The organism is Streptomyces sp. NPDC017202 (genome assembly GCF_044331705.1).
Classification (GTDB): Bacteria; Actinomycetota; Actinomycetes; order Streptomycetales; family Streptomycetaceae; genus Streptomyces.
The window spans coordinates 575,114-594,497 of the sequence record NZ_JBIRNP010000001.1 but is presented as its reverse complement, the minus strand read 5'-3'; the positions used below and the strand labels follow the sequence as shown (position 1 = coordinate 594,497).

Sequence of the window (19,384 nt, the reverse complement as noted above, 5' to 3'; positions counted from 1 at the left end):
TCCGGGCGTCACGCGGCGCGTGCGGCTGGGACCGCTGCGCGGGGGCGCCCCGTGCGTGCGGCTCCGGCCGGCGCCCGAGGGACACCGGTGCGTGCGGCTCCGGCCGACGCTTGCTTCGGGGTAGTCCCCTACGGGCAGGTTCGGGGTTCTGACGGAACTCCGCGCCTGCCCGTTGCGTTTACCGTTGAAGAGCGGCGCGCGGCGTGCCGTGTCGGACCGGAGGAGGAGCTCGTGGAAGCAGTGATCGCGATCTTTGCCCTGCTCTTCGTGCTCTTCCTGGCGGCGGGGGCCTACGCGACGGTGAAGGTCGTCGGTGCCGCCAAGCGCGGCGTCGACCGCACCATCACCCAGGCCCGCCGCACCGTCGAGGACCACACCCTGCGGGCCAAGTCCTTCGCCCAGACCGGTCCGGCCGGCGAGATCGCCCAGCTCCGCCTCAAGCTGCGGACCTCGATGCGGGCCACCCAGGAGGCGCTCCACGCCGGCGTCGCCGAGGACGAGTCCCTCAAGGAGTCCCTCGCCCTCTTCGCACGCCTCAGCGGACACGGGCGCGAACTCGACGACGAACTCAAGCGACTGGAGTCCGAGCCCGACCGGGCCACCCTCGCCGAGCGGCTGCCGTCGCTGCGCGAGCGCACCGGACGGATCACGTCGTCGGCCGACTCGCTGCGCTGGGCCGCCCGCGACCGGGCCCACCGCTTCGCCGACGACGACCTGGACACCCTCCACGCACAGATCGACGTCGAGGCCGGTGCCCTGCGGCACTGGACCACCGCGGACGACCCGGCACCGGCGCAGGCGCCCCCCTCCTGGCCCGAGGCACCTGCGGCCGACCGCGCGTCCGGAGGCCGGACCCGGTCGGAGACGTCCGCCGCGCGTCCGGCGGAGACCCCCGCACGGCCCGCCATCACCCCGCCGGGGCCGCGTCCCAGCTACCCCTGGCAGAAGAAGCCCCGGCCCGAGAGCACCACCTGAGCCCCCCCGGCCCGGTACCCGATCCGGTCGACGGCCGACCGGCCGCGAGGGCCCGGACTCCCGTCCCGCGGATACGGCAGGTAACCTCCAGCTCATGTCCCGCCATGTCGCTATCGTCACGGATTCAACGGCCTATCTGCCGCAGCGGACGATGGAGCGCCACGGCATCACCGCAGTGCCCCTGACCGTCGTTCTCGGCGACCGGGCACTCGAAGAGGGCACCGAGATCTCGACCCGCTCCCTGGCTCTGGCACTGCAGAAACGACGCTCCGTCACCACCTCGCGCCCCAGCCCCCAGGTCTTCGCGGAGACCTACCGCAGGGTCGCCGAGTCCGGCGCCACCGGCATCGTCTCCCTCCACCTGTCCGCCGAGTTGTCGGGTACCCACGACGCGGCGGTCCTCGCGGCGCGTGAGGCCCCGGTCCCGGTGCGGGTGGTGGACACCGGCATGATCGCGATGGCGCTCGGATTCTGCGCGCTCTCGGCGGCCGAGACGGCGGAAGCGGGCGGCACGATGGACGAGGCGGTCGCCGCCGCGGAGAAACGCGCCTCCGGCACCTCCGCCTTCTTCTACGTCGACACCCTCGACTATCTGCGCCGTGGCGGCCGCATCGGCGCCGCCCAGGCCCTCTTCGGTTCCGCGCTCGCGGTGAAGCCGCTGCTCCAGCTGGACGGGGGGCGCATCGAGCCCTTGGAGAAGGTGCGGACGGCGTCGAGGGCGATCGCCCGCCTCGAGGAACTGGCGGCCGACCGTGCGGGCGGCGCACGTGTGGACATCGCCGTCCACCATCTCGCCGCCCCCGACCGGGCGTCAGCCCTGGCGGACCGGCTGCGGGCGCGGGTGCCCGGTCTCGGGGAACTGCATGTGAGCGAGGTCGGTGCGGTGATCGGGGCGCACACCGGGCCCGGCTTGCTGGGAGTCGTGGTTTCGGCCCGGTGATGCGGGTCGGTGGATCGGCTCGTTCGGCTCGGTGGTTCGCCTCGTCCGGTTCGGGGTTCGGCTCGGGGTTCGGCTCGGCTAAGAGCCGTCGCCTCACTCCCGCGGGTGGCGGAGTTATCCACAATCAGGTGGTTCTCCCCGAGAATTGAGCAAGATCATCGCGGATTCGTGAAGTGTCCCATTCTCGTGGCATGGCACTTCGATCACGCACACGGACGACCACCGCGACCAGTGGACCCGGGCGTCGGCCCGGCTCCGACGGACGCGTCCGACACCGACGGTCACCGGCACGCAGCCGGGTGGGGAACCGCCATGCGCCGGCTGAGGAGCTGCGCCGACGAGCGGAGCTGTTGTTCGGGGAACGGGACGGCGAGCGCGGGGAGTTGGGGATGGGGCCGCCGCAGCACGGCGGCGGTCCGGGGAGCACGCCCGGCGTGGTGGGGGAGGGGACTGCCGGTTCCCGGTCCGGGTCCGTAGCCGAGGGCGAGGGCGAGGGCGAGGGCGACGACCGTGCGGTGGTGACTCGGGGGCCGGGGCAATGGCGGGCGCGGGCCGGACTGGCCCTGCGGGAGAGGCTGCCGGTGTGGGCGCAGGCGCGATGCGGACTGGAACGCAGGAACGTACTCGCGCTGGCCGTCGTGGTGGTCGCCGTCGCCGCGTTCGCCGTCCAGCACTTCTGGACCGGCCGCGCGCAGCCCGTGCGGGCTCCCGAGGTGGTGCAGGCGGCCGCTCCCTACGCAGAGGACGAGCGGAGCGGGCCGGCCGAGCCATCGGCTTCGGCCCCGGCGCCCGGCGGGGCGGGTACGGCGGAAGCGCAGATCGTGGTGGACGTCAGCGGCAAGGTCCGCGATCCCGGCATCCATCGCCTTCCGGCCGGCTCGCGCGTGGTCGACGCACTGGCCGCGGCCGGTGGGGTGCGGCCGGGCACGAACACGGACGGTCTGAACCGGGCGCGCTTCCTCGTGGACGGGGAACAGGTCGTCGTCGGTGGGCCGCCGGGGACCGGAGGCCAGCCGGCTGGAGCAGGGCCCGGAGGTGGCGCGGTGGGAGCGGGACCGCCGGCTCCCGTCTCCCTCAACACGGCCACCGCGGACCAGCTCGACACGCTGCCGGGAGTGGGGCCCGTGCTGGCGCAGCACATCGTGGACTACCGGACGCGGCACGGCGGCTTCCGATCGGTGGACGAGCTGCGCGAGGTCAACGGCATCGGGGAGCGCCGCTTCTCCGACCTGCGGAACCTGGTGCGGCCATGAGGGAGGAGGAGACGGGGAACGGCGGGACCCGACGGGTGGGTCCGGCGGGGGACGCGCCGGTGGCTTCGGCAGGGGCCGGGACACCGGCCGGGACGGGAACGGCGACTGCGTCGGGTGCGGGAGCCGGTGCAGGGGCGGCGGCCGGGGTCGGGCCTGGGCGAAGGGCGGAGGCCGGAGCGGATGCCCCATCGCGTTCGCGGCGAGCGGTGCACGCCGCTTCCGGGAGCCGACTGGGAGCTTCGCACCCGCGACAGGAAGGGCCGGTGGATCTGCGGCTCGTACCGCCCGCGCTCGCGGCCTGGGCCACGGCGGCATGGACGCTGGACGCCCCGCCCCGGGTGGTGGGCGGTGTGGTGCTCCTCTGCGGGATCGTGGCGGGGATCCTCCTCAGCGGGTGGGGGAGCGGTGCTCGGGGAGTACCGATGGTGGCCGGCGGCGGTGCGTCACCGGGCGGTGCGGGTGGCGCGACGCCGGGCAGCGGTGCGCGACCGTCGGGCGGTACGGGGAACCTGTCGCCGGACGGTCCGCCGGACCAGTCGCCCGACGGGCCCGGGGACCGGTCCTCCCAAGGGACGAGAGTCCGATCCCGAGACGGGACGGGGGATCGGTCGCCCACGGGCACGAGCCCGCTGTCACCGGAAGGGCCGAGGAGCCGGTCGCCGGGCCGGTCGTCGGGGTGGCCGGCCGGCGCTCGGTACGAGTGGTCGCGGATGAGCGGGGCCGCGCTGCTGCTCTGTGTGGCCGCGGCCGGCGTGTCCGCCGGGCTGCACGGGGCCGACCTGCGTCGCGGACCGGTACCGGTGCTGGCGCGGGAGTACGCCACCGTCACCGCGGAGGTGGAACTGACCTCGGACCCGCGGCTGACCCGGCCGAGGGTGAGTGGGGACCACGTGACCCCGGACTCCGTCCTGGTCGACGGGCAGGTGCGATCGGTCGCGGTGGACGGGGCGGCGAGGACGGAGACCAGGGCGCCGGTGCTCGTGGTGGTGGACGTCCGGGACCGTGCGGGACCGGACGGCGGACGACCGGCGGGCGTCGGCCGGGGCGCACGGCAGGCATGGCTCGGACTGCTGCCGTCCACCCGGGTGCGGGTGACCGGGCGGCTGGCTCCCGCGCTGACGGGCGGGGACCGGATCGCTGCCGTGCTGCGGGTGCGGGACCGCGGTGCGGGCGCGGTTCCGGTGGTCGTGCGGAAGCCGTCGGCACCGCAACGCGCCGCGGGCCGGCTGCGGGCGGGGCTACGGGAAGCCACGGACGGGTTGCCGACGGACGCGCGGGCGCTGCTGCCGGGGCTGGTCGTCGGGGACACCTCGCGGATCACGCCCGAGCTGGACGAGGCCTTCAAGGAGACGGACCTCGCCCACACCCTGGCCGTGTCCGGGAGCAACCTCACGATCATGCTCGCCCTCCTCCTGGGGCCGCCCGGTCTGGCCCAGCACGTCGAGCGTCGCGGCCTGGCACCCCGCCTGGGCATCCCGCTCCGCACGACCGCACTGCTCGGCGGGGCGCTCACGCTCGGGTTCGTCGTCGTGTGCCGGCCCGACCCGAGTGTGCTGCGGGCGGCGGCCTGCGGCGCCGTCGTCCTGCTCGCCCTGGCGACCGGTCGCCGCCGGTCCCTGATCCCGGCACTGGCGACGGCGGTCCTGCTCCTGGTCCTGTACGACCCCTGGCTGGCGCGGAGTTACGGCTTCCTGCTGTCGGTGCTGGCCACAGGGGCCCTGCTGACGCTGGCGCCGCGCTGGAGCACCGCTCTGCGGCGTCGCGGGCTTCCGCCGAGGCTCGCGGAGGCGCTGGCGGCAGCGGGAGCCGCACAGGCCCTGTGCGCGCCGGTCGTGGCGGTGCTGTCGGCCCGGGTCAGCCTGGTGGCGGTGCCGTGCAACCTCCTCGTGGAATTCGCGGTGGCACCGGCCACCGTCCTGGGGTTCACCACCCTGGCGACGGCGCCGTGGGCGATGCCGGCGGCGAAGGCGTCGGCCTGGTTGGCGAGTTGGCCGGCCGAATGGATCGCGGGTGTCGCACGGACCGGGGCGGCGCTGCCCGGCGCGGGAGTGGACTGGCCCGGCGGTTGGGGCGGGGCACTGCTGCTCGCCCTCGCCACCGCGGTGGCGGTGCCGCTGGGGAGACGGCTGCTGCGGCGGCCGTGGCTGTGCGCGGCCTGCGCGGCGCTGCTGCTGCTCGCGGTGGTGCGGCCGACTCCGCTGACCCGGGTGCTCACGGGCTGGCCACCGCCGGGCTGGCGGCTGGCCATGTGCGATGTGGGCCAGGGCGACGCGACGGTGCTGGCGGCGGGTGACGGCACCGGCGTGGTGGTGGACGCCGGCCCGGACCCGGCACTGGTCGACCGGTGCCTGGACCGGTTGGGCATCACCCGGATCCCGCTCGTCGTGCTGACCCACTTCCACGCCGATCACGTGGCGGGACTGCCCGGCGTGCTGCGGGGCCGGACGGTGGGGGCGATCGAGACGACGGGGTTCGCGGAGCCGGTGGACCAGGTGGCGTTCGTGCGGAGGGAGGCCGAGGCCGGCGAGGTTCCCCTGGTGCGGGCGGTTGCGGGGGAGCGGCGGCGGCTCGGTTCCCTCGACTGGGAGGTGCTGTGGCCGCCGGCCCGGCAGGTGCCGGAACCGGAGGGGCCGAACGACGCGAGCGTGACGCTGCTCGTTCGGTCGGCCGGGATACGGATGCTGCTGCTCGGCGACCTCGAGCCTCCCGGCCAGCAGGCGCTGGCGCGGTCGCCCGCGGCGGCCCGGTGGGCAGGGGTGGACGTGCTGAAGGTCGCCCATCACGGCTCGGCCTACCAGGACCCGGATCTCATACGCGCGGTGGCGCCCCGGCTGGCGTTGATCTCCGCGGGGGCGGACAACCCGTACGGCCATCCGGCACCCGGCACCGTCGCCGCACTGAGGGCCACGGGCGCGGTGGTGCTGCGGACCGACAGGGACGGGGCGTTGGCCGTCGTGGGTGCGGGCGGCCGACTGCGGGTGGCGCGAGACTGAGGACATGGATTCCGTACAGGCCGCCATCGCCACGTCCCCGCTCGACGCGCGTCTGGTCGAGGCGTATCTGCGTCGGCTCGGCGTCGAGTACCCGGCGTGGCCCACCGCCGACGTCCTGCGGGAGCTGCACCTGCGGCACCTGCGGGCCGTGCCCTTCGAGAACCTGTCGGTGCATCTGGGAGAGGAGATCGTGCTGGAGGAGAGGTGGCTGGTCGAGAAGGTCGCCACGTCGGGGAGGGGAGGGTTCTGTTACGAGCTGAACGGCGCGTTCGGCGCGCTGCTCACCGCGCTGGGCTTCGATGTGACGCTGCTCGCCGGCCGGGTCTACGGCGACGAGGGGCGCCTCGGGATCCCGTACGACCACCTCGCGTTGCTGGTGCGCACGGTGGACGCGGGGGAGTGGCTGGCCGACGTCGGGTTCGGGGCGCACAGCCACTACCCGCTCCGTTTCGAGCACCGGGGGCAGCAGGAGGACCCCGGCGGCCTGTTCCGGATCACGGAGGCCCGTGCGGACGCGGCCGGGGTGAAGGACGGGACGGGCCGGCCGGCGCGTGCGGGCGGTGGCGTGCCGGGGGCGGCCGACCTGGACGTCGTACGGGACGACAGGCGGGTGTACCGGCTGGAGGCGCGGCCCCGGGTGCTGGGTGACTTCGTGGCCGGGGCGTGGTGGCACAGCACCTCGCCCGCGTCGCACTTCACACGGTCGCCGGTCTGCTCGCGGGTCACGCAGGACGGCGGACGGATCACTCTCAGCGGCCGTCGGCTGAAAGTGACGGACTCGCAGGGACACAGCCGGGAGGAGGAGTTGGCGGGGGACGAAGAGGTGCTGGACGTGTACCGGGAGCGGTTCGGGATCGGGTTGGAGCGGGTGCCGGTGGCGCGGGGCGGTGGCGCGCCCTGAGGAGACCGACCGGCCGGCCGGCCCGCAAGCCCGGAGGGCCGGCGCGGCGTGCCGGGGCCCGGCGACGGGATCGAGCTGGACGTGGCGCTCGTCTCCCACGGCCGACCTGCCCTCCGGCCTCCGTGGGGGTGCCGGAAAATGGGCGGATGAGCGATGTGAGACATGTGCTGGTGCTGCCCGACCGCGACGCCGCCGAAGAGGTCGTGGAAGCGCTCGGGGAGCGGTTCGGGGTGCGCGAGGAACCGCAGGTCGTCCGGGACGCGTTGGCCGGTGAGGACGACGCGGAGGACGCGCAGTGGCTGGTGGTGCTGCGGGACGAGGAGGGACGGCTCGACGCGGACGAACTGCACGCCTTCGCGGCCGAGTGGGAGGGATGGCGGGAGGAACCGTAGAGGCGACGCCGGAGGCGGAGCCGCTGCCGGGTCCGCGCTGCCGGGTCCGCGCTGCCGGGTCCGCGCTGCCGGGTCCGCGCTGCCGGGTCCGCGCTGCCGGGTCCGCGCTGCCCCGGTCCCTGGCTCCCGCTGCGGCCGGTCCCCGGTCCCGGCCGGTCCTCGCTGTCACCGCCCCGTGCCATCCTTGAGCCAATGGCCAGGAAGACTGCGAATGACGACCCCCTCGCCCCGGTGACGCTCGCCGTGGGCCAGGAGGACCTGCTCCTCGACCGTGCCGTGCAGGAGGTGGTGGCCGCCGCCCGGGCCGCCGACGCCGACACGGACGTGCGTGACCTGACGCCGGACCAGCTCCAGCCCGGCACGCTCGCCGAGTTGACCAGCCCGTCGCTCTTCGCGGAGCGCAAGGTCGTGGTCGTACGCAATGCGCAGGACCTGTCCGCCGACACGGTCAAGGACGTGAAGGGATATCTCGCGGCGCCCGCCGAGGAGATCACGCTCGTGCTGCTGCACGCGGGTGGCGCCAAGGGCAAGGGACTGCTGGACGCCGCGCGCAAGGCGGGGGCGCGGGAGGTGTCCTGCCCGAAGATGGCCAAGGCGGCGGACCGGCTGGCCTTCGTCCGGCAGGAGTTCCGGGCCACCGGCCGGTCGGCCACCCCGGAGGCCTGTCAGGCGCTCGTCGACTCCATCGGCAGCGATCTGCGGGAGCTGGCGGCGGCGGTGTCGCAGCTCGCCGCCGACATCGAGGGGACCATCGACGAGGCGATCGTCGGGCGGTACTACACGGGCCGGGCCGAGGCGTCGAGCTTCACCGTCGCCGACCGCGCCGTGGAGGGCAGGGCGGCGGAGGCGCTGGAGGCGCTGCGCTGGTCGCTGGCCACCGGCGTCGCACCCGTGCTGATCACCAGCGCCCTCGCGCAGGGCGTGCGGGCCATCGGCAAGCTGTCCTCCGCGCGCGGCGGCAGACCCGCTGACCTCGCGCGGGAGCTGGGCATGCCGCCCTGGAAGATCGACCGGGTCCGTCAGCAGATGCGGGGCTGGACGCCCGACGGCGTCTCCCTGGCCCTGCGCGCGGTCGCCGAGGCCGACGCGGGGGTGAAGGGCGGTGGCGACGACCCGGAGTACGCGCTGGAGAAGGCCGTGGTGGCGGTGGCACGGGCGGCCCGTTCCGGGGGCCGGGCGTAAGGCCGGCCCCCCAGAGCCGGAGCTGGAGCCCGACGCCGGAGCCGGAGCCCGACGCCGGAGCCGGTCGCCGCTTCGGCTGCCGTCGGTACCGGACCCGACCTGTCCGCCAGCCACCTGGACCCGATCAGCACGCCTCGAACCCCGCGCCTCGAACCCCGTGCCTTGACCCCCACACCTCGAACCCCCCCACCTCGCACCCCGCGCCTCGCCCCCATCGGCCCCTGGATCCAGTCGCCGTGCCCGGTGGACGGAGGAGAATCGAAGCAGCAGCCGACGCATCGCCCAGGACGTCGGAAAGGTGGCGATCGACCATGGCTGAACACCCGCACGCAGCGCTCGTTCGCAGGGGCTTCGAGGCCTTCTCCCGAGGGGACATGGACACCCTGCGGGAACTGATGGCGAAGGACGCCACGCATCACGTGCCCGGCACTCACCCGCTCTCGGGTGACTTCAAGGGCCAGGACGCGATCATCGACATGTACCGGCGGCTCGGTGAGGAGACGAACGGCACGATGCGTCTGGACATGCTCGGCACCTGTGCCGACGGTCGCGGACACGCGGTCGGGATGTGCCGTGTCACCGCCGAGCGGCAGGGCAAGCACCTCGACGACACCGGATGCATCGTCTTCCGGGTCGTCGGCGACAAGATCACGGATCTCGACGAGTGCGTCGAGGACATCGACAGGAGCGACGACTTCTGGGCGTGAGAGCACCCGCTGGGAGCACCGCTGAACGCACCAGTTGGGGGCACCCGTTGAGAGCACTCCCTCAAAGCACCCCTGAGAAACACCACCTGAGAAACACCACCTGAGAAACACCCCGACCGGGAATGCCGAAGGCCCCGGCGCCCGCCCTGGGGAAGGGCGAGGCACCGGGGCCTTCGGTTCGCGATGCTGGATCCACGCCCGCGTGGCGAACGCAGGCCGCGCGTAGATCCGTGGGTGCCGGTCGGGAGCGGATGAGAGAGGGCCCGCTCTGGGTCTCCCCGGCGATCAGATCAAGAAGGGAGTTCAGCCCTTGAGGGTCGCGACCTTCGAAGCGAGCGCCGACTTCTTGTTGGCGGCCTGGTTCTTGTGGATGACGCCCTTGGAGACGGCCTTGTCGAGCTGACGCGCTGCAGCGCGCTGCAGCTCGGTGGCCTTCTCGACGTCACCCGCGGCAGCGGCCTCGCGGGCCTTGCGGATCGCGGTCTTCAGGGAGGACTTGACGGCCTTGTTGCGCAGCCGAGCCTTCTCGTTGGTCTTGATCCGCTTGATCTGGGACTTGATGTTCGCCACGAAAGAGCCTTTGCAGGTTCAGGCACGGGGCCGCTCGGGTCCCGCACCAGGTGATTTCTTGAGTGTGCCTCGCGCTGAGAGGGCATGAGACACAGCCACCCAGACTACCAGCGGGTCCGAGAGCGGCCCAAACCGGTCCCCGGTCGCCGCGCGTGGGACCATGGAACCTACGTATCGATCCGACCCGAGGCATAAGGCGCCTCAAGAGACAGGACCCTGCGTGCCCGCGACCCCTAACAATGTGCCCGAGCCGAGCCGTACCGACCCGGCACTGATCCGCAACTTCTGCATCATCGCGCACATCGACCACGGCAAGTCCACCCTCGCCGACCGGATGCTCCAGCTGACCGGTGTGGTCGAGCAGCGGCAGATGCGTGCTCAGTACCTCGACCGTATGGACATCGAGCGTGAGCGCGGAATCACGATCAAGTCCCAGGCGGTGCGTCTGCCGTGGGCTCCGACCCAGGACCCCGGAAACACGCACATCCTCAACATGATCGACACCCCGGGGCACGTCGACTTCACCTATGAGGTCTCGCGGTCGCTCGCCGCGTGCGAGGGCACCATCCTCCTCGTGGACGCCGCCCAGGGCATCGAGGCCCAGACCCTCGCCAACCTCTACCTGGCGATGGAGAACGACCTCGCGATCATCCCCGTGCTCAACAAGATCGACCTGCCGGCCGCGCAGCCGGAGAAGTTCGCCGAGGAGCTGGCGAACCTCGTGGGGTGCGATCCGGACGACGTGCTGCGGGTCTCCGCCAAGACCGGTGTCGGCGTCGACGCGCTGCTCGACAAGGTCGTGCGGGAGGTCCCGGCGCCGGTCGGGGTCAAGGACGCGCCCGCCCGCGCGATGATCTTCGACTCGGTGTACGACTCCTACCGGGGTGTGGTCACGTACGTCCGTGTCATCGACGGGCAGCTCAACAAGCGTGAGCGGATCCGGATGATGTCCACGAACGCCACGCACGAACTGCTGGAGATCGGCACCAACTCGCCCGAGATGCTGGCGGCCGACGGCCTCGGCGTCGGCGAGGTGGGCTATCTGATCACCGGGGTGAAGGACGTCCGCCAGTCCAAGGTCGGTGACACCATCACCAGCCAGCAGAAGGGCGCGACCGAGGCGCTCGGCGGCTACAAGGACCCCAAGCCGATGGTCTTCTCGGGCCTGTACCCGCTGGACGGCTCCGACTACCCGGAGCTGCGCGACGCCCTGGACAAGCTCCAGCTCAACGACGCCGCGCTGGTCTACGAGCCGGAGACCTCCGCCGCCCTCGGCTTCGGTTTCCGCGTGGGCTTCCTGGGGCTGCTGCACCTCGACGTGATCCGGGAGCGGCTGGAGCGCGAGTTCGGTCTCGACCTCATCGCCACCGCGCCGAACGTGGTGTACCGCGTGGTCATGGAGGACGGCACCGAGCACACCGTCACCAACCCGAGCGAGTTCCCCGAGGGCAAGATCAGCGAGGTGTACGAGCCGGTCGTGCGCGCCACCGTCCTGGCGCCGACCGAGTTCATCGGCTCGATCATGGAGCTGTGCCAGACCCGGCGCGGCACCCTGCTCGGCATGGACTACCTCTCCGAGGACCGGGTCGAGATCCGCTACACGCTGCCCCTCGCGGAGATCGTCTTCGACTTCTTCGACCAGCTGAAGTCGAAGACGCGCGGCTACGCGTCGCTGGACTACGAGCCCACCGGCGAGCAGACCTCCAGCCTGGTCAAGGTCGACATCCTGCTGCACGGCGACAAGGTCGACGCCTTCTCGGCGATCACCCACAAGGACGCCGCGTACGCCTACGGTGTGCGGCTCGTCGCCAAGCTGCGCGAGCTGATCCCGCGGCAGGCCTTCGAGGTGCCCATCCAGGCCGCCGTCGGCTCGCGGGTCATCGCCCGCGAGACCATCCGCGCCATCCGCAAGGACGTCCTCGCCAAGTGCTACGGCGGCGACATCTCCCGCAAGCGCAAGCTGCTGGAGAAGCAGAAGGAGGGCAAGAAGCGGATGAAGATGGTGGGTTCCGTGGAGGTTCCGCAGGACGCCTTCATCGCCGTCCTGAGCAGCGACGAGAACGCGGGTTCGGGCAAGGGCAAGAAGTAGCCCGCCGACACGCCGGTTCCGGGGCCCGTCGCGCTGCAGCGCGGCGGGCCCCGCCGCGTCACCGGGTCGCCGTTGTGTAAAAAGTGACAGTCCGTGGCCCCTTACGTGCAGGCCAGTCGCCCTCTACTCTGATCCCTGCTCGATAGTTACTCGCGAGTTAAACAACAGCCGCACCGAGTCGGCCGCATTGTCAACAGCCGCACCGAGCCAGCCGCACCGTCGCGGGTCCCGGAGGATGTCGTGAGCGACACACAGACACTGATCGAGAACCGTCCGCCGTCCGTCGCGGGCCTCTTCCTGGAGCGGGTGGCCGCCACGCCGGACGCGGAGGCCTACCGCTACCCCGTGCCGGCGCCGGCGGGCGAGGGCCCGGACGAATGGAAGTCGCTGAGCTGGGCGCAGGCCGCCGAGCGGGTCCACGCCATCGCGGCCGGCCTGATCGAACTGGGCGTGCAGCCCGAGCAGCTGGTGGCGCTGGCCTCCTCCACCCGGATCGAGTGGATCCTCGCCGACCTCGGCATCATGTGCGCGGGCGCGGCGACGACCACCATCTACCCGCAGACCAACGCCGAGGAGTCGGCGTTCATCCTCTCCGACTCCGGCAGCCGGGTGCTGATCGCGGAGGACGCGGCCCAGGTCGCCAAGGCGGTGGAGAAGCGCCAGGAGCTGCCCGAGTTGACCCATGTGGTGGTGATCGACCCGGCCGGGGTGGAGACCGCCGACTGGATCCTCACGCTCGACGAGCTGGAGAAGCGCGGCGCCGCCCGCCTGGAGCAGGACCCGCAGCTGATCAAGGAGCGGGTCGGCGCGATCACCAGGGAGCAGCTCGCCACCGTCATCTACACGTCGGGCACCACGGGCCGCCCCAAGGGCGTGCGGCTCCCGCACGACAACTGGTCGTACATGGCGAAGGCGATCGCCGCGACCGGCCTGGTCGGCCCCGACGACGTGCAGTACCTGTGGCTGCCGCTCGCCCACGTGTTCGGCAAGGTGCTGACCTCCGGCCAGATCGAGGCCGGGCACGTCACCGCCGTGGACGGCCGCGTCGACAAGATCATCGAGAACCTGCCGGTCGTGCGGCCGACGTACATGGCGGCCGTCCCCCGCATCTTCGAGAAGGTCTACAACGGGGTGGCCGCGAAGGCCCGTGCGGGCGGCGCCGCCAAGTACAAGATCTTCCAGTGGGCCGCCGAGGTCGCCCGCGAGTACGCCAGGGTCGCGCAGGACAACTTCCGGCGCACCGGCACGGCCTCCGTGCCCTTCGGGCTCGGCGCCAAGCACAAGGTCGCCGACGCGCTCGTCTACGCGAAGATCCGCGAGGCGTTCGGCGGGAACCTGCGCGCGTGCGTCTCCGGCAGCGCCGCCCTCGCGCCGGACATCGGCTTCTTCTTCTCCGGCGCCGGCATCCACATCCTCGAGGGGTACGGCCTGACGGAGTCCTCCGCGGCCTCCTTCGTGAACCCCGGCGAGGCCTACCGCACCGGCACGGTCGGCAAGCCGCTGCCCGGCACCGAGGTGCGCATCGCCGACGACGGCGAGATCCTGCTGCGCGGTCCCGGCATCATGGAGGGCTACCACGGGCTGCCGGAGAAGACCGCGGAGGTCCTGGAGGCCGACGGCTGGTTCCACACCGGCGACATCGGCGAGCTGTCCCCCGACGGGTACCTGCGGATCACCGACCGCAAGAAGGACCTCATCAAGACGTCCGGCGGCAAGTACATCGCGCCCGCCGAGGTCGAGGGACAGTTCAAGGCGGTCTGCCCGTACGTCTCCAACATCCTCGTGCACGGCGCCGACCGGAACTTCTGCACGGCCCTGATCGCCCTGGACGAGGTGTCCCTGCGCGCCTGGGCCGAGGAGAACGGCCTGGGCGGCAAGTCGTACGCCGAGATCGTGGCCGCGCCGGAGACGGTGGCGCTCATCGACGGCTACGTGAAGCACCTCAACCAGGGGCTGCAGAAGTGGCAGACGATCAAGAAGTTCCGGCTGCTGCCGCGTGACCTCGACGTGGAGCACGGCGAGATCACGCCGAGCCTGAAGCTGAAGCGGCCGGTCGTCGAGCGCGAGTACAAGCACCTGATCGACGAGATGTACGCCGGGTCGCGCGAGGCGTAGGCGCCGGCAGCGGACCTCGTAGGCCGGGGGCGGCCGCGGACACGCCGCCCCCCGGCCGAGGCCGCGCCCGGCACGGGCCCACCGGGACGAACGGCAGGGTGCTCGAATCCCGCCCCCTAAGCGCCCCTTTCCGGACACATGCGGAACCCGGTTTTCCCTCATCACGGCCCACTTCGGTAACTCAGCGCGTAGGAGTGCGACCGGTCTGTCACCCTGTCGGCATCGGCCGGGGTGTGCCGCCCGCGGACCGAGGCCCGATTCGTCGATCGCCCGGGAGCCGTCCATGGGGGCCATTCCCACGCAACGGGAGACCGTGTCCCGTGCCAGTGGTGCGCCGGCGCACGCGGGCGGGCACCCGCACACGCGCGTGACCCTCGCCGGCGGCCCCCTCGCGCCCGGCGCCGCCCGTGACGTCGTCCGCGTCGCGTTAGCCGAGTGGACCGGCCGTGGCCTGCCCGGCGCCCGGGAGCTGGCGGGACGGCTCGGCGAGGAAGTGGTGCTCGTCGTCAGCGAACTGGTCACCAACGCCGTCGTGCACGCCGGTACCGACGTCGACCTGCTGTGCCGGCTGGAGGCGGAACCGGAGCAGCCCGACACCTGCGCCGTCGTCGTGGAGGTCACCGACCGCCACCCCTCGCGCGCACCCCGCGACGGCGGCCCCGACACGCCGTACGACACCCCCGAGCACGGCCGCGGCCTGCGCCTGGTGGCCACGCTGGCCGACGCGTGGGGGGTGACGTACCGCCGGGGGGCGAAGACCGTGTGGGCGCGGCTCCCGGCCCGCCCGGCGGACGACGACGGGAACCCCGACGAACCCCGGGCCCGCACCGCCCCCGAGCCCGCCACCCCCCTCGCCCTCGCCGAGGCGCTCGCCCCCGAGAGCCGGTCCGCCGCCCACGACCGCGACTGGCTCGGCCGCGGCGCCCTGTCCTTCCTCGCCGAGGCCTCCGACCTGCTCGCCGGGCAGCTCGACGAGGAGCTGGTCGCCGCGCTCACCGGCCAGCTGATCGTGCCGCGCCTCGCGGACTGGTGCGCGATCCGGCTGGAGGACGAACTCGGCCCGCGCGCCGGCTGGGACGACGGACCGCAGGCACGGCTGACCCGCGTCTGGCACGTCAGCGAGAACCACGTCGAGGAGCTGCGCCGGGCCCTGGAGAAGGACCCGCCGCGCCCGCCCGACGGGTCCTTCTCCGGGCCCGCGGCCCACCCCTGGCCCGGTGGCGCGCTCGGCCCGCACGGCACCGCCCTCGCCTACCGCCTGGTCGCCGGCGGCCGCCCGCTCGGCACCCTCGTCATCGGACGGGCCGGGCTGCCGCGCTTCCCCGACGAGGTCACCGGGCTCGTCGAGGACCTCGGCCGACGCGTGGCCCTCGCCATCGGCGCCGCCCGCCAGTACGCCCGCCAGGCCACCATCAGCGCCGTCCTCCAGCGCGGTCTGCTGCCCGGCGCGGTCGCCGAGATCCCCGGCCTGCGCAGCGCCCTCGTCCACGAGCCGCGCGAGCAGGGCGGGCCGAGCGGCGACTTCTACGACCTGTTCCCGGTGGGCGACGGCCGCTGGTGCTTCGCGGTCGGCGACGTCCAGGGCAAGGGCCCCGAGGCGGCCGTGGTCATCGGACTGGCCCGGCCCTGGCTGCGGCTGCTGGCCCGCGAGGGGTACGGCGTCGCCGACGTCCTCGACCGCCTCAACCAGCTCCTCCTCGACGACGCCACCGAGGCCGCCGACGCGGCCGCCCGCGCCTTCGTCGGCCCGGCGGGCCCCGGCGACGGGCCGCAGACCCGCTTCCTCTCGCTCCTCTACGGCGAGCTCGTGCCCTTCGACGGCGGCGTCCACTGCACCCTCGCCTCGGCCGGCCACCCCCTGCCGCTGCTCCTCGGGCCCGACGGCGGAGTGACCACGGTCGCGCAGCCGCAGACCCTCCTGGGCGTCGTCGAGGACGCCACGTACGTCAGCGAGAGCCTGGACCTGTGGCCCGGCGACACCCTGCTCTGCGTCACCGACGGCGTCACCGAGCGCCGCTCCGGCTCCCGCCAGTTCGACGACGGTGACGGCCTCGCCCTCGCCCTGTCCGGCTGCGCGGGGCTGGACGCGGAGCTGATCGCCGAGCGGATCCGCCGCCTGGTCCACGAGTTCGGCGGCCGGCCCCCGGAGGACGACCTCGCCCTGCTGGTGCTCCAGGCCGAGTAGCCGGGCGGCGCAGGCGCGGCACCGCGGAGGAGCCGGACGACGGACGGCGGACGACGGACCCGCGGGACCCACGGGCCGCGTACGGGACAATGGAGGACATGCCTTCCGCACTTCCCGACGGCGAGCCCGTCCCCACCGACGGCGCACTGCCCGCCTCCGCGCTCGCCGGGGCCGCCGACCGCCCCCTCGGGTTCTACCTGCACGTGCCCTACTGCGCGAGCCGCTGCGGCTACTGCGACTTCAACACCTACACCGCCACCGAGCTGCGCGGCACCGGCGGTGTCCTCGCCTCCCGCGAGAACTACGCCGACACCCTGCTCGACGAGATCCGGCTGGCCCGCAAGGTCCTCGGCGACGACCCGCGCGAGGTCCGCACGGTCTTCGTCGGCGGCGGCACGCCCACCTTGCTCGCGGCCGGCGACCTGGTCCGGATGCTCACGGCGATCCGCGAGGAGTTCGGGCTGGCCGCGGACGCGGAGGTCACCACCGAGGCCAACCCGGAGTCGGTCGACCCGGCGTACCTCGCCACGCTCCGCCAGGGCGGCTTCAACCGGATCTCCTTCGGCATGCAGAGCGCCCGGCAGCACGTGCTGAGGATCCTCGACCGCACCCACACGCCCGGCCGCCCCGAGGCCTGCGTGGCGGAGGCCCGCGGCGCCGGCTTCGAGCACGTCAACCTCGACCTGATCTACGGCACCCCCGGCGAGTCGGACGACGACTGGCGGGCCTCCCTGGACGCGGCCCTCGGTGCCGGACCCGATCACGTCAGCGCGTACGCCCTGATCGTCGAGGAGGGCACCCAGCTCGCCCGCCGGATCCGCCGCGGCGAGGTTCCGATGACCGACGACGACGTCCACGCGGACCGGTACCTGATCGCCGAGGAGACGATGTCCGCGGCGGGCTTCGACTGGTACGAGGTGTCCAACTGGGCCACCTCCGAGGCGGGCCGCTGCCTGCACAACGAGCTGTACTGGCGGGGCGCCGACTGGTGGGGCGCGGGTCCGGGAGCCCACAGCCACGTCGGCGGCGTGCGCTGGTGGAACGTCAAGCACCCGGGGGCGTACGCGGCGGCGCTGGCGAGCGGCCGTTCACCGGGTGCCGGACGCGAGGTCCTGTCGGAGGAGGACCGCCGGGTCGAGCGGATCCTGCTGGAGCTGCGGCTGCGGGAAGGGGTTCCGCTGGACCTGCTGAAGGAGGCGGGGCTGGCGGCGTCGCGGCGGGCCCTGGCGGAGGGGCTGCTGGACGGCGGCCCCTACGAGGCGGGCCGGGCCGTCCTCACCCTGCGGGGCCGCCTGCTGGCGGACGCGGTGGTGCGGGACCTGGTGGACTGAGGGTCTCGACGGAGGGACCCCGACCCCGGTGTCCCGTACCCCGGGTCAGGTTTCGGCCGGTGCCGTGACGAAGTCGATCAGTTCCTCGACCGCTCTCAGCAGCTCCGGCTCCAGGTCCTTGTAGGACTCCACCCGCTTCAGGACGGCCTGCCACACCGCGCCGGTGTTCTCCGACGGCCATCCCAGGGCCCGGCACACCCCCGTCTTCCAGTCCTGCCCGTGCGGGACGCGGGGCCAGGCCGCGATGCCCAGCGCCGACGGCTTCACCGCCTCCCAGACGTCGATGTAGGGGTGGCCCACCACCAGCGCGTGCTCGCTGGTCACGGACCGGGCGATGCGCCACTCCTTGGTGCCGGGGACGAGGTGGTCCACCAGGACGCCCAGGCGGGCGTCGGGGCCGGGGGCGAACTCGGCGACGATCGACGGCAGGTCGTCCACGCCCTCCAGGTACTCCACGACCACGCCCTCGACGCGCAGGTCGTCGCCCCACACCTTCTCCACCAGCTCGGCGTCGTGCCGGCCCTCGACGTAGATGCGGCCGGCGCGGGCCACCCGGGCGCGGGCGCCGGGCACGGCGACCGAACCGGAGGCGGTACGGGCGGGCCGTACCGGAGCCGTCGGGGCCGGGCGGACCAGCGTCACGACGCGTCCCTCCAGGAGGAAGCCGCGCGGCTCCAGCGGGAAGACCCGGTGCTTGCCGAAGCGGTCCTCCAGGGTGACCGTGCCCGCCTCGCAGCGGATCACCGCGCCGCAGAAACCGGTGCCGGGCTCCTCCACCACCAGACCGGGGTCCGCGGGGACCTCGGGGGCGGGCCGCTGCTTCTTCCACGGCGGGGTCAGGTCGGCGGAGTACACACGGGGGCCCATTCGGATGACGATAGGAGAAGCCTCGCGGCGCTCACGGCGACACGCCGAAACGCGCGGCCAGCGCGTCCCGCTGGGCCCGGACGAACGCCGCGTCCACCACCGCGCCGTGACCGGGCACGTACAGCGCGTCCTCACCGCCGAGGTCCAGCAGCCGGTCGAGGGCGGCCGGCCAGTGCGACGGTACGGCGTCGGGCCCGGCCTGCGGTTCGCCGGACTCCTCGACGAGGTCGCCGCAGAAGACGACCTCGGGCGAGCCGGGGCCCGCCGGGACGAGGACGGCGAGGTCGTACGCGGTGTGGCCCGGACCGACGTTCGCCAGCAGGACCTGCCGCCCGCCGCCCAGGTCGAGCGTCCACTCGCCGGAGACCGGGTGGTGGGGCCGTACCAGGGTGTCCGCGGCCTCCGCGGCCGTGGCCCCGTCCAGGCCGCACCGGACCGCGTCCGCGCGCAGTTCGTCCGCCGGTACCGTGTCCGCCCCCACCGCCGCGTAGACCTCCGCGCCCGCGAAGGCCGCCGCCCCGAGGACGTGGTCGAAATGGGGGTGTGTGAGCGCGAGATCCGTCACACGCCGGCCGGCGAGTTCCTCGGCGCGCATCCGCAGCCGGGCGCCCTCGGCGAGACTCGACCCCGCGTCCACCAACAGGGCCCGCCCCTCGCCGACGACCAGCCCCACCGTGCAGTCCCAGCCGGGCAGCCGGCACCGGCCGACCCCGGTGGCGACCCGCTCCCACCCCAGCTCTTCCCAAGTCACCGTCATACCGCGACGCTAGACCCGGCGGCCCGGCGGGGCGACCGACCTTGCCCTGGGTGTACCCCACAGCCGTACACTGGGCCGGGGAACGCTGGCACTCGAATGTGAAGAGTGCCAGGCGGGGCGCCCGGGG

General features: G+C 73.4%; 15 protein-coding genes. 12 read left to right on the top strand and 3 right to left on the bottom strand.

Annotated elements, in window-relative coordinates; genetic code table 11:
* Nucleotides 1–231: 231 nt before the first annotated feature.
* The 8 genes from ACH4N1_RS02480 to ACH4N1_RS02445 all read left to right on the top strand — a co-directional run bounded on the left by ACH4N1_RS02480 (nt 232) and on the right by ACH4N1_RS02445 (nt 9,343).
* Nucleotides 232–975 (top strand): hypothetical protein, encoded by a 744-nt coding sequence (locus ACH4N1_RS02480; protein ID WP_398093946.1) that lies wholly within the window; start codon nt 232–234, stop codon nt 973–975.
* 94 nt (nt 976–1,069) lie between these two features.
* Nucleotides 1,070–1,915: a DegV family protein gene (locus tag ACH4N1_RS02475; protein WP_398093944.1), complete on the top strand. Its 846-nt coding sequence runs from the start codon at nt 1,070–1,072 to the stop codon at nt 1,913–1,915.
* 191 nt (nt 1,916–2,106) lie between these two features.
* Nucleotides 2,107–3,168, top strand: coding sequence for a helix-hairpin-helix domain-containing protein (locus ACH4N1_RS02470; RefSeq protein ID WP_398093942.1), 1,062 nt, complete (start codon nt 2,107–2,109; stop codon nt 3,166–3,168).
* A 206-nt stretch (nt 3,169–3,374) separates the two neighbouring features.
* Nucleotides 3,375–6,161, top strand: a complete 2,787-nt coding sequence (locus ACH4N1_RS02465) for a ComEC/Rec2 family competence protein (RefSeq protein ID WP_398093940.1) — start codon at nt 3,375–3,377, stop codon at nt 6,159–6,161.
* 4 nt (nt 6,162–6,165) lie between these two features.
* Nucleotides 6,166–7,062 carry an arylamine N-acetyltransferase gene (locus ACH4N1_RS02460; RefSeq protein ID WP_398093939.1) on the top strand — a complete coding sequence of 299 codons (897 nt, stop codon included), beginning with the start codon at nt 6,166–6,168 and terminating at the stop codon, nt 7,060–7,062.
* 146 nt (nt 7,063–7,208) lie between these two features.
* Nucleotides 7,209–7,454 carry a hypothetical protein gene (locus ACH4N1_RS02455; protein ID WP_398093937.1) on the top strand — a complete coding sequence of 82 codons (246 nt, stop codon included), beginning with the start codon at nt 7,209–7,211 and terminating at the stop codon, nt 7,452–7,454.
* Nucleotides 7,455–7,646: 192 nt separating this feature from the next.
* Nucleotides 7,647–8,636 carry a DNA polymerase III subunit delta gene (gene holA, locus ACH4N1_RS02450; protein WP_398093936.1) on the top strand — a complete coding sequence of 330 codons (990 nt, stop codon included), beginning with the start codon at nt 7,647–7,649 and terminating at the stop codon, nt 8,634–8,636.
* A gap of 311 nt (nt 8,637–8,947) precedes the next feature.
* A complete protein-coding gene (locus ACH4N1_RS02445; RefSeq protein WP_398093935.1) occupies nt 8,948–9,343 on the top strand; it encodes a nuclear transport factor 2 family protein in 396 nt (131 codons plus the stop codon).
* A gap of 303 nt (nt 9,344–9,646) precedes the next feature.
* On the opposite strand, the gene rpsT is transcribed toward ACH4N1_RS02445, so the two are convergent.
* Nucleotides 9,647–9,913, bottom strand: a complete 267-nt coding sequence (gene rpsT / locus ACH4N1_RS02440; protein WP_363088202.1) for a 30S ribosomal protein S20 — start codon at nt 9,911–9,913, stop codon at nt 9,647–9,649.
* A 220-nt stretch (nt 9,914–10,133) separates the two neighbouring features.
* Here rpsT and lepA point away from each other — a divergent pair, with 220 nt between their 5' ends.
* The 4 genes from lepA (at nt 10,134) to hemW (ending at nt 17,633) form a co-directional block, all read left to right on the top strand.
* Nucleotides 10,134–12,002 carry a translation elongation factor 4 gene (lepA, locus tag ACH4N1_RS02435; RefSeq protein WP_398093934.1) on the top strand — a complete coding sequence of 623 codons (1,869 nt, stop codon included), beginning with the start codon at nt 10,134–10,136 and terminating at the stop codon, nt 12,000–12,002.
* A gap of 240 nt (nt 12,003–12,242) precedes the next feature.
* Nucleotides 12,243–14,117, top strand: coding sequence for an AMP-dependent synthetase/ligase (locus ACH4N1_RS02430; RefSeq protein WP_398093933.1), 1,875 nt, complete (start codon nt 12,243–12,245; stop codon nt 14,115–14,117).
* A 283-nt stretch (nt 14,118–14,400) separates the two neighbouring features.
* Complete coding sequence (locus ACH4N1_RS02425; RefSeq protein ID WP_398093931.1) at nt 14,401–16,302, top strand: SpoIIE family protein phosphatase; 1,902 nt, start codon at nt 14,401–14,403, stop codon at nt 16,300–16,302.
* 98 nt (nt 16,303–16,400) lie between these two features.
* Complete coding sequence (hemW, locus tag ACH4N1_RS02420; protein WP_398093929.1) at nt 16,401–17,633, top strand: radical SAM family heme chaperone HemW; 1,233 nt, start codon at nt 16,401–16,403, stop codon at nt 17,631–17,633.
* Between the two features lie 45 nt (nt 17,634–17,678).
* Here hemW and ACH4N1_RS02415 read toward each other — a convergent pair whose 3' ends face one another.
* Both ACH4N1_RS02415 and ACH4N1_RS02410 read right to left on the bottom strand, forming a co-directional pair.
* Nucleotides 17,679–18,500 carry a DUF3097 domain-containing protein gene (locus ACH4N1_RS02415; RefSeq protein WP_398093928.1) on the bottom strand — a complete coding sequence of 274 codons (822 nt, stop codon included), beginning with the start codon at nt 18,498–18,500 and terminating at the stop codon, nt 17,679–17,681.
* A gap of 31 nt (nt 18,501–18,531) precedes the next feature.
* Entirely contained in the window at nt 18,532–19,257 is a 726-nt protein-coding gene (locus tag ACH4N1_RS02410; protein WP_398093927.1) for an MBL fold metallo-hydrolase, read from the bottom strand.
* Between the last annotated feature and the right edge of the window lie 127 nt (nt 19,258–19,384).

What these genes read in the sequence shown, in the direction of transcription:
- ACH4N1_RS02410 (WP_398093927.1), bottom strand. Translation starts at nt 19,257, where the DNA reads ATGACGGTGACTTGGGAAGAGCTGGGGTGGGAGCGGGTCGCCACCGGG.
- holA (WP_398093936.1), top strand. Translation starts at nt 7,647, where the DNA reads ATGGCCAGGAAGACTGCGAATGACGACCCCCTCGCCCCGGTGACGCTC.
- ACH4N1_RS02475 (WP_398093944.1), top strand. Translation starts at nt 1,070, where the DNA reads ATGTCCCGCCATGTCGCTATCGTCACGGATTCAACGGCCTATCTGCCG.
- ACH4N1_RS02460 (WP_398093939.1), top strand. Translation starts at nt 6,166, where the DNA reads ATGGATTCCGTACAGGCCGCCATCGCCACGTCCCCGCTCGACGCGCGT.
- ACH4N1_RS02415 (WP_398093928.1), bottom strand. Translation starts at nt 18,500, where the DNA reads ATGGGCCCCCGTGTGTACTCCGCCGACCTGACCCCGCCGTGGAAGAAG.
- ACH4N1_RS02455 (WP_398093937.1), top strand. Translation starts at nt 7,209, where the DNA reads ATGAGCGATGTGAGACATGTGCTGGTGCTGCCCGACCGCGACGCCGCC.
- hemW (WP_398093929.1), top strand. Translation starts at nt 16,401, where the DNA reads ATGCCTTCCGCACTTCCCGACGGCGAGCCCGTCCCCACCGACGGCGCA.
- ACH4N1_RS02470 (WP_398093942.1), top strand. Translation starts at nt 2,107, where the DNA reads ATGGCACTTCGATCACGCACACGGACGACCACCGCGACCAGTGGACCC.
- ACH4N1_RS02445 (WP_398093935.1), top strand. Translation starts at nt 8,948, where the DNA reads ATGGCTGAACACCCGCACGCAGCGCTCGTTCGCAGGGGCTTCGAGGCC.
- ACH4N1_RS02425 (WP_398093931.1), top strand. Translation starts at nt 14,401, where the DNA reads ATGGGGGCCATTCCCACGCAACGGGAGACCGTGTCCCGTGCCAGTGGT.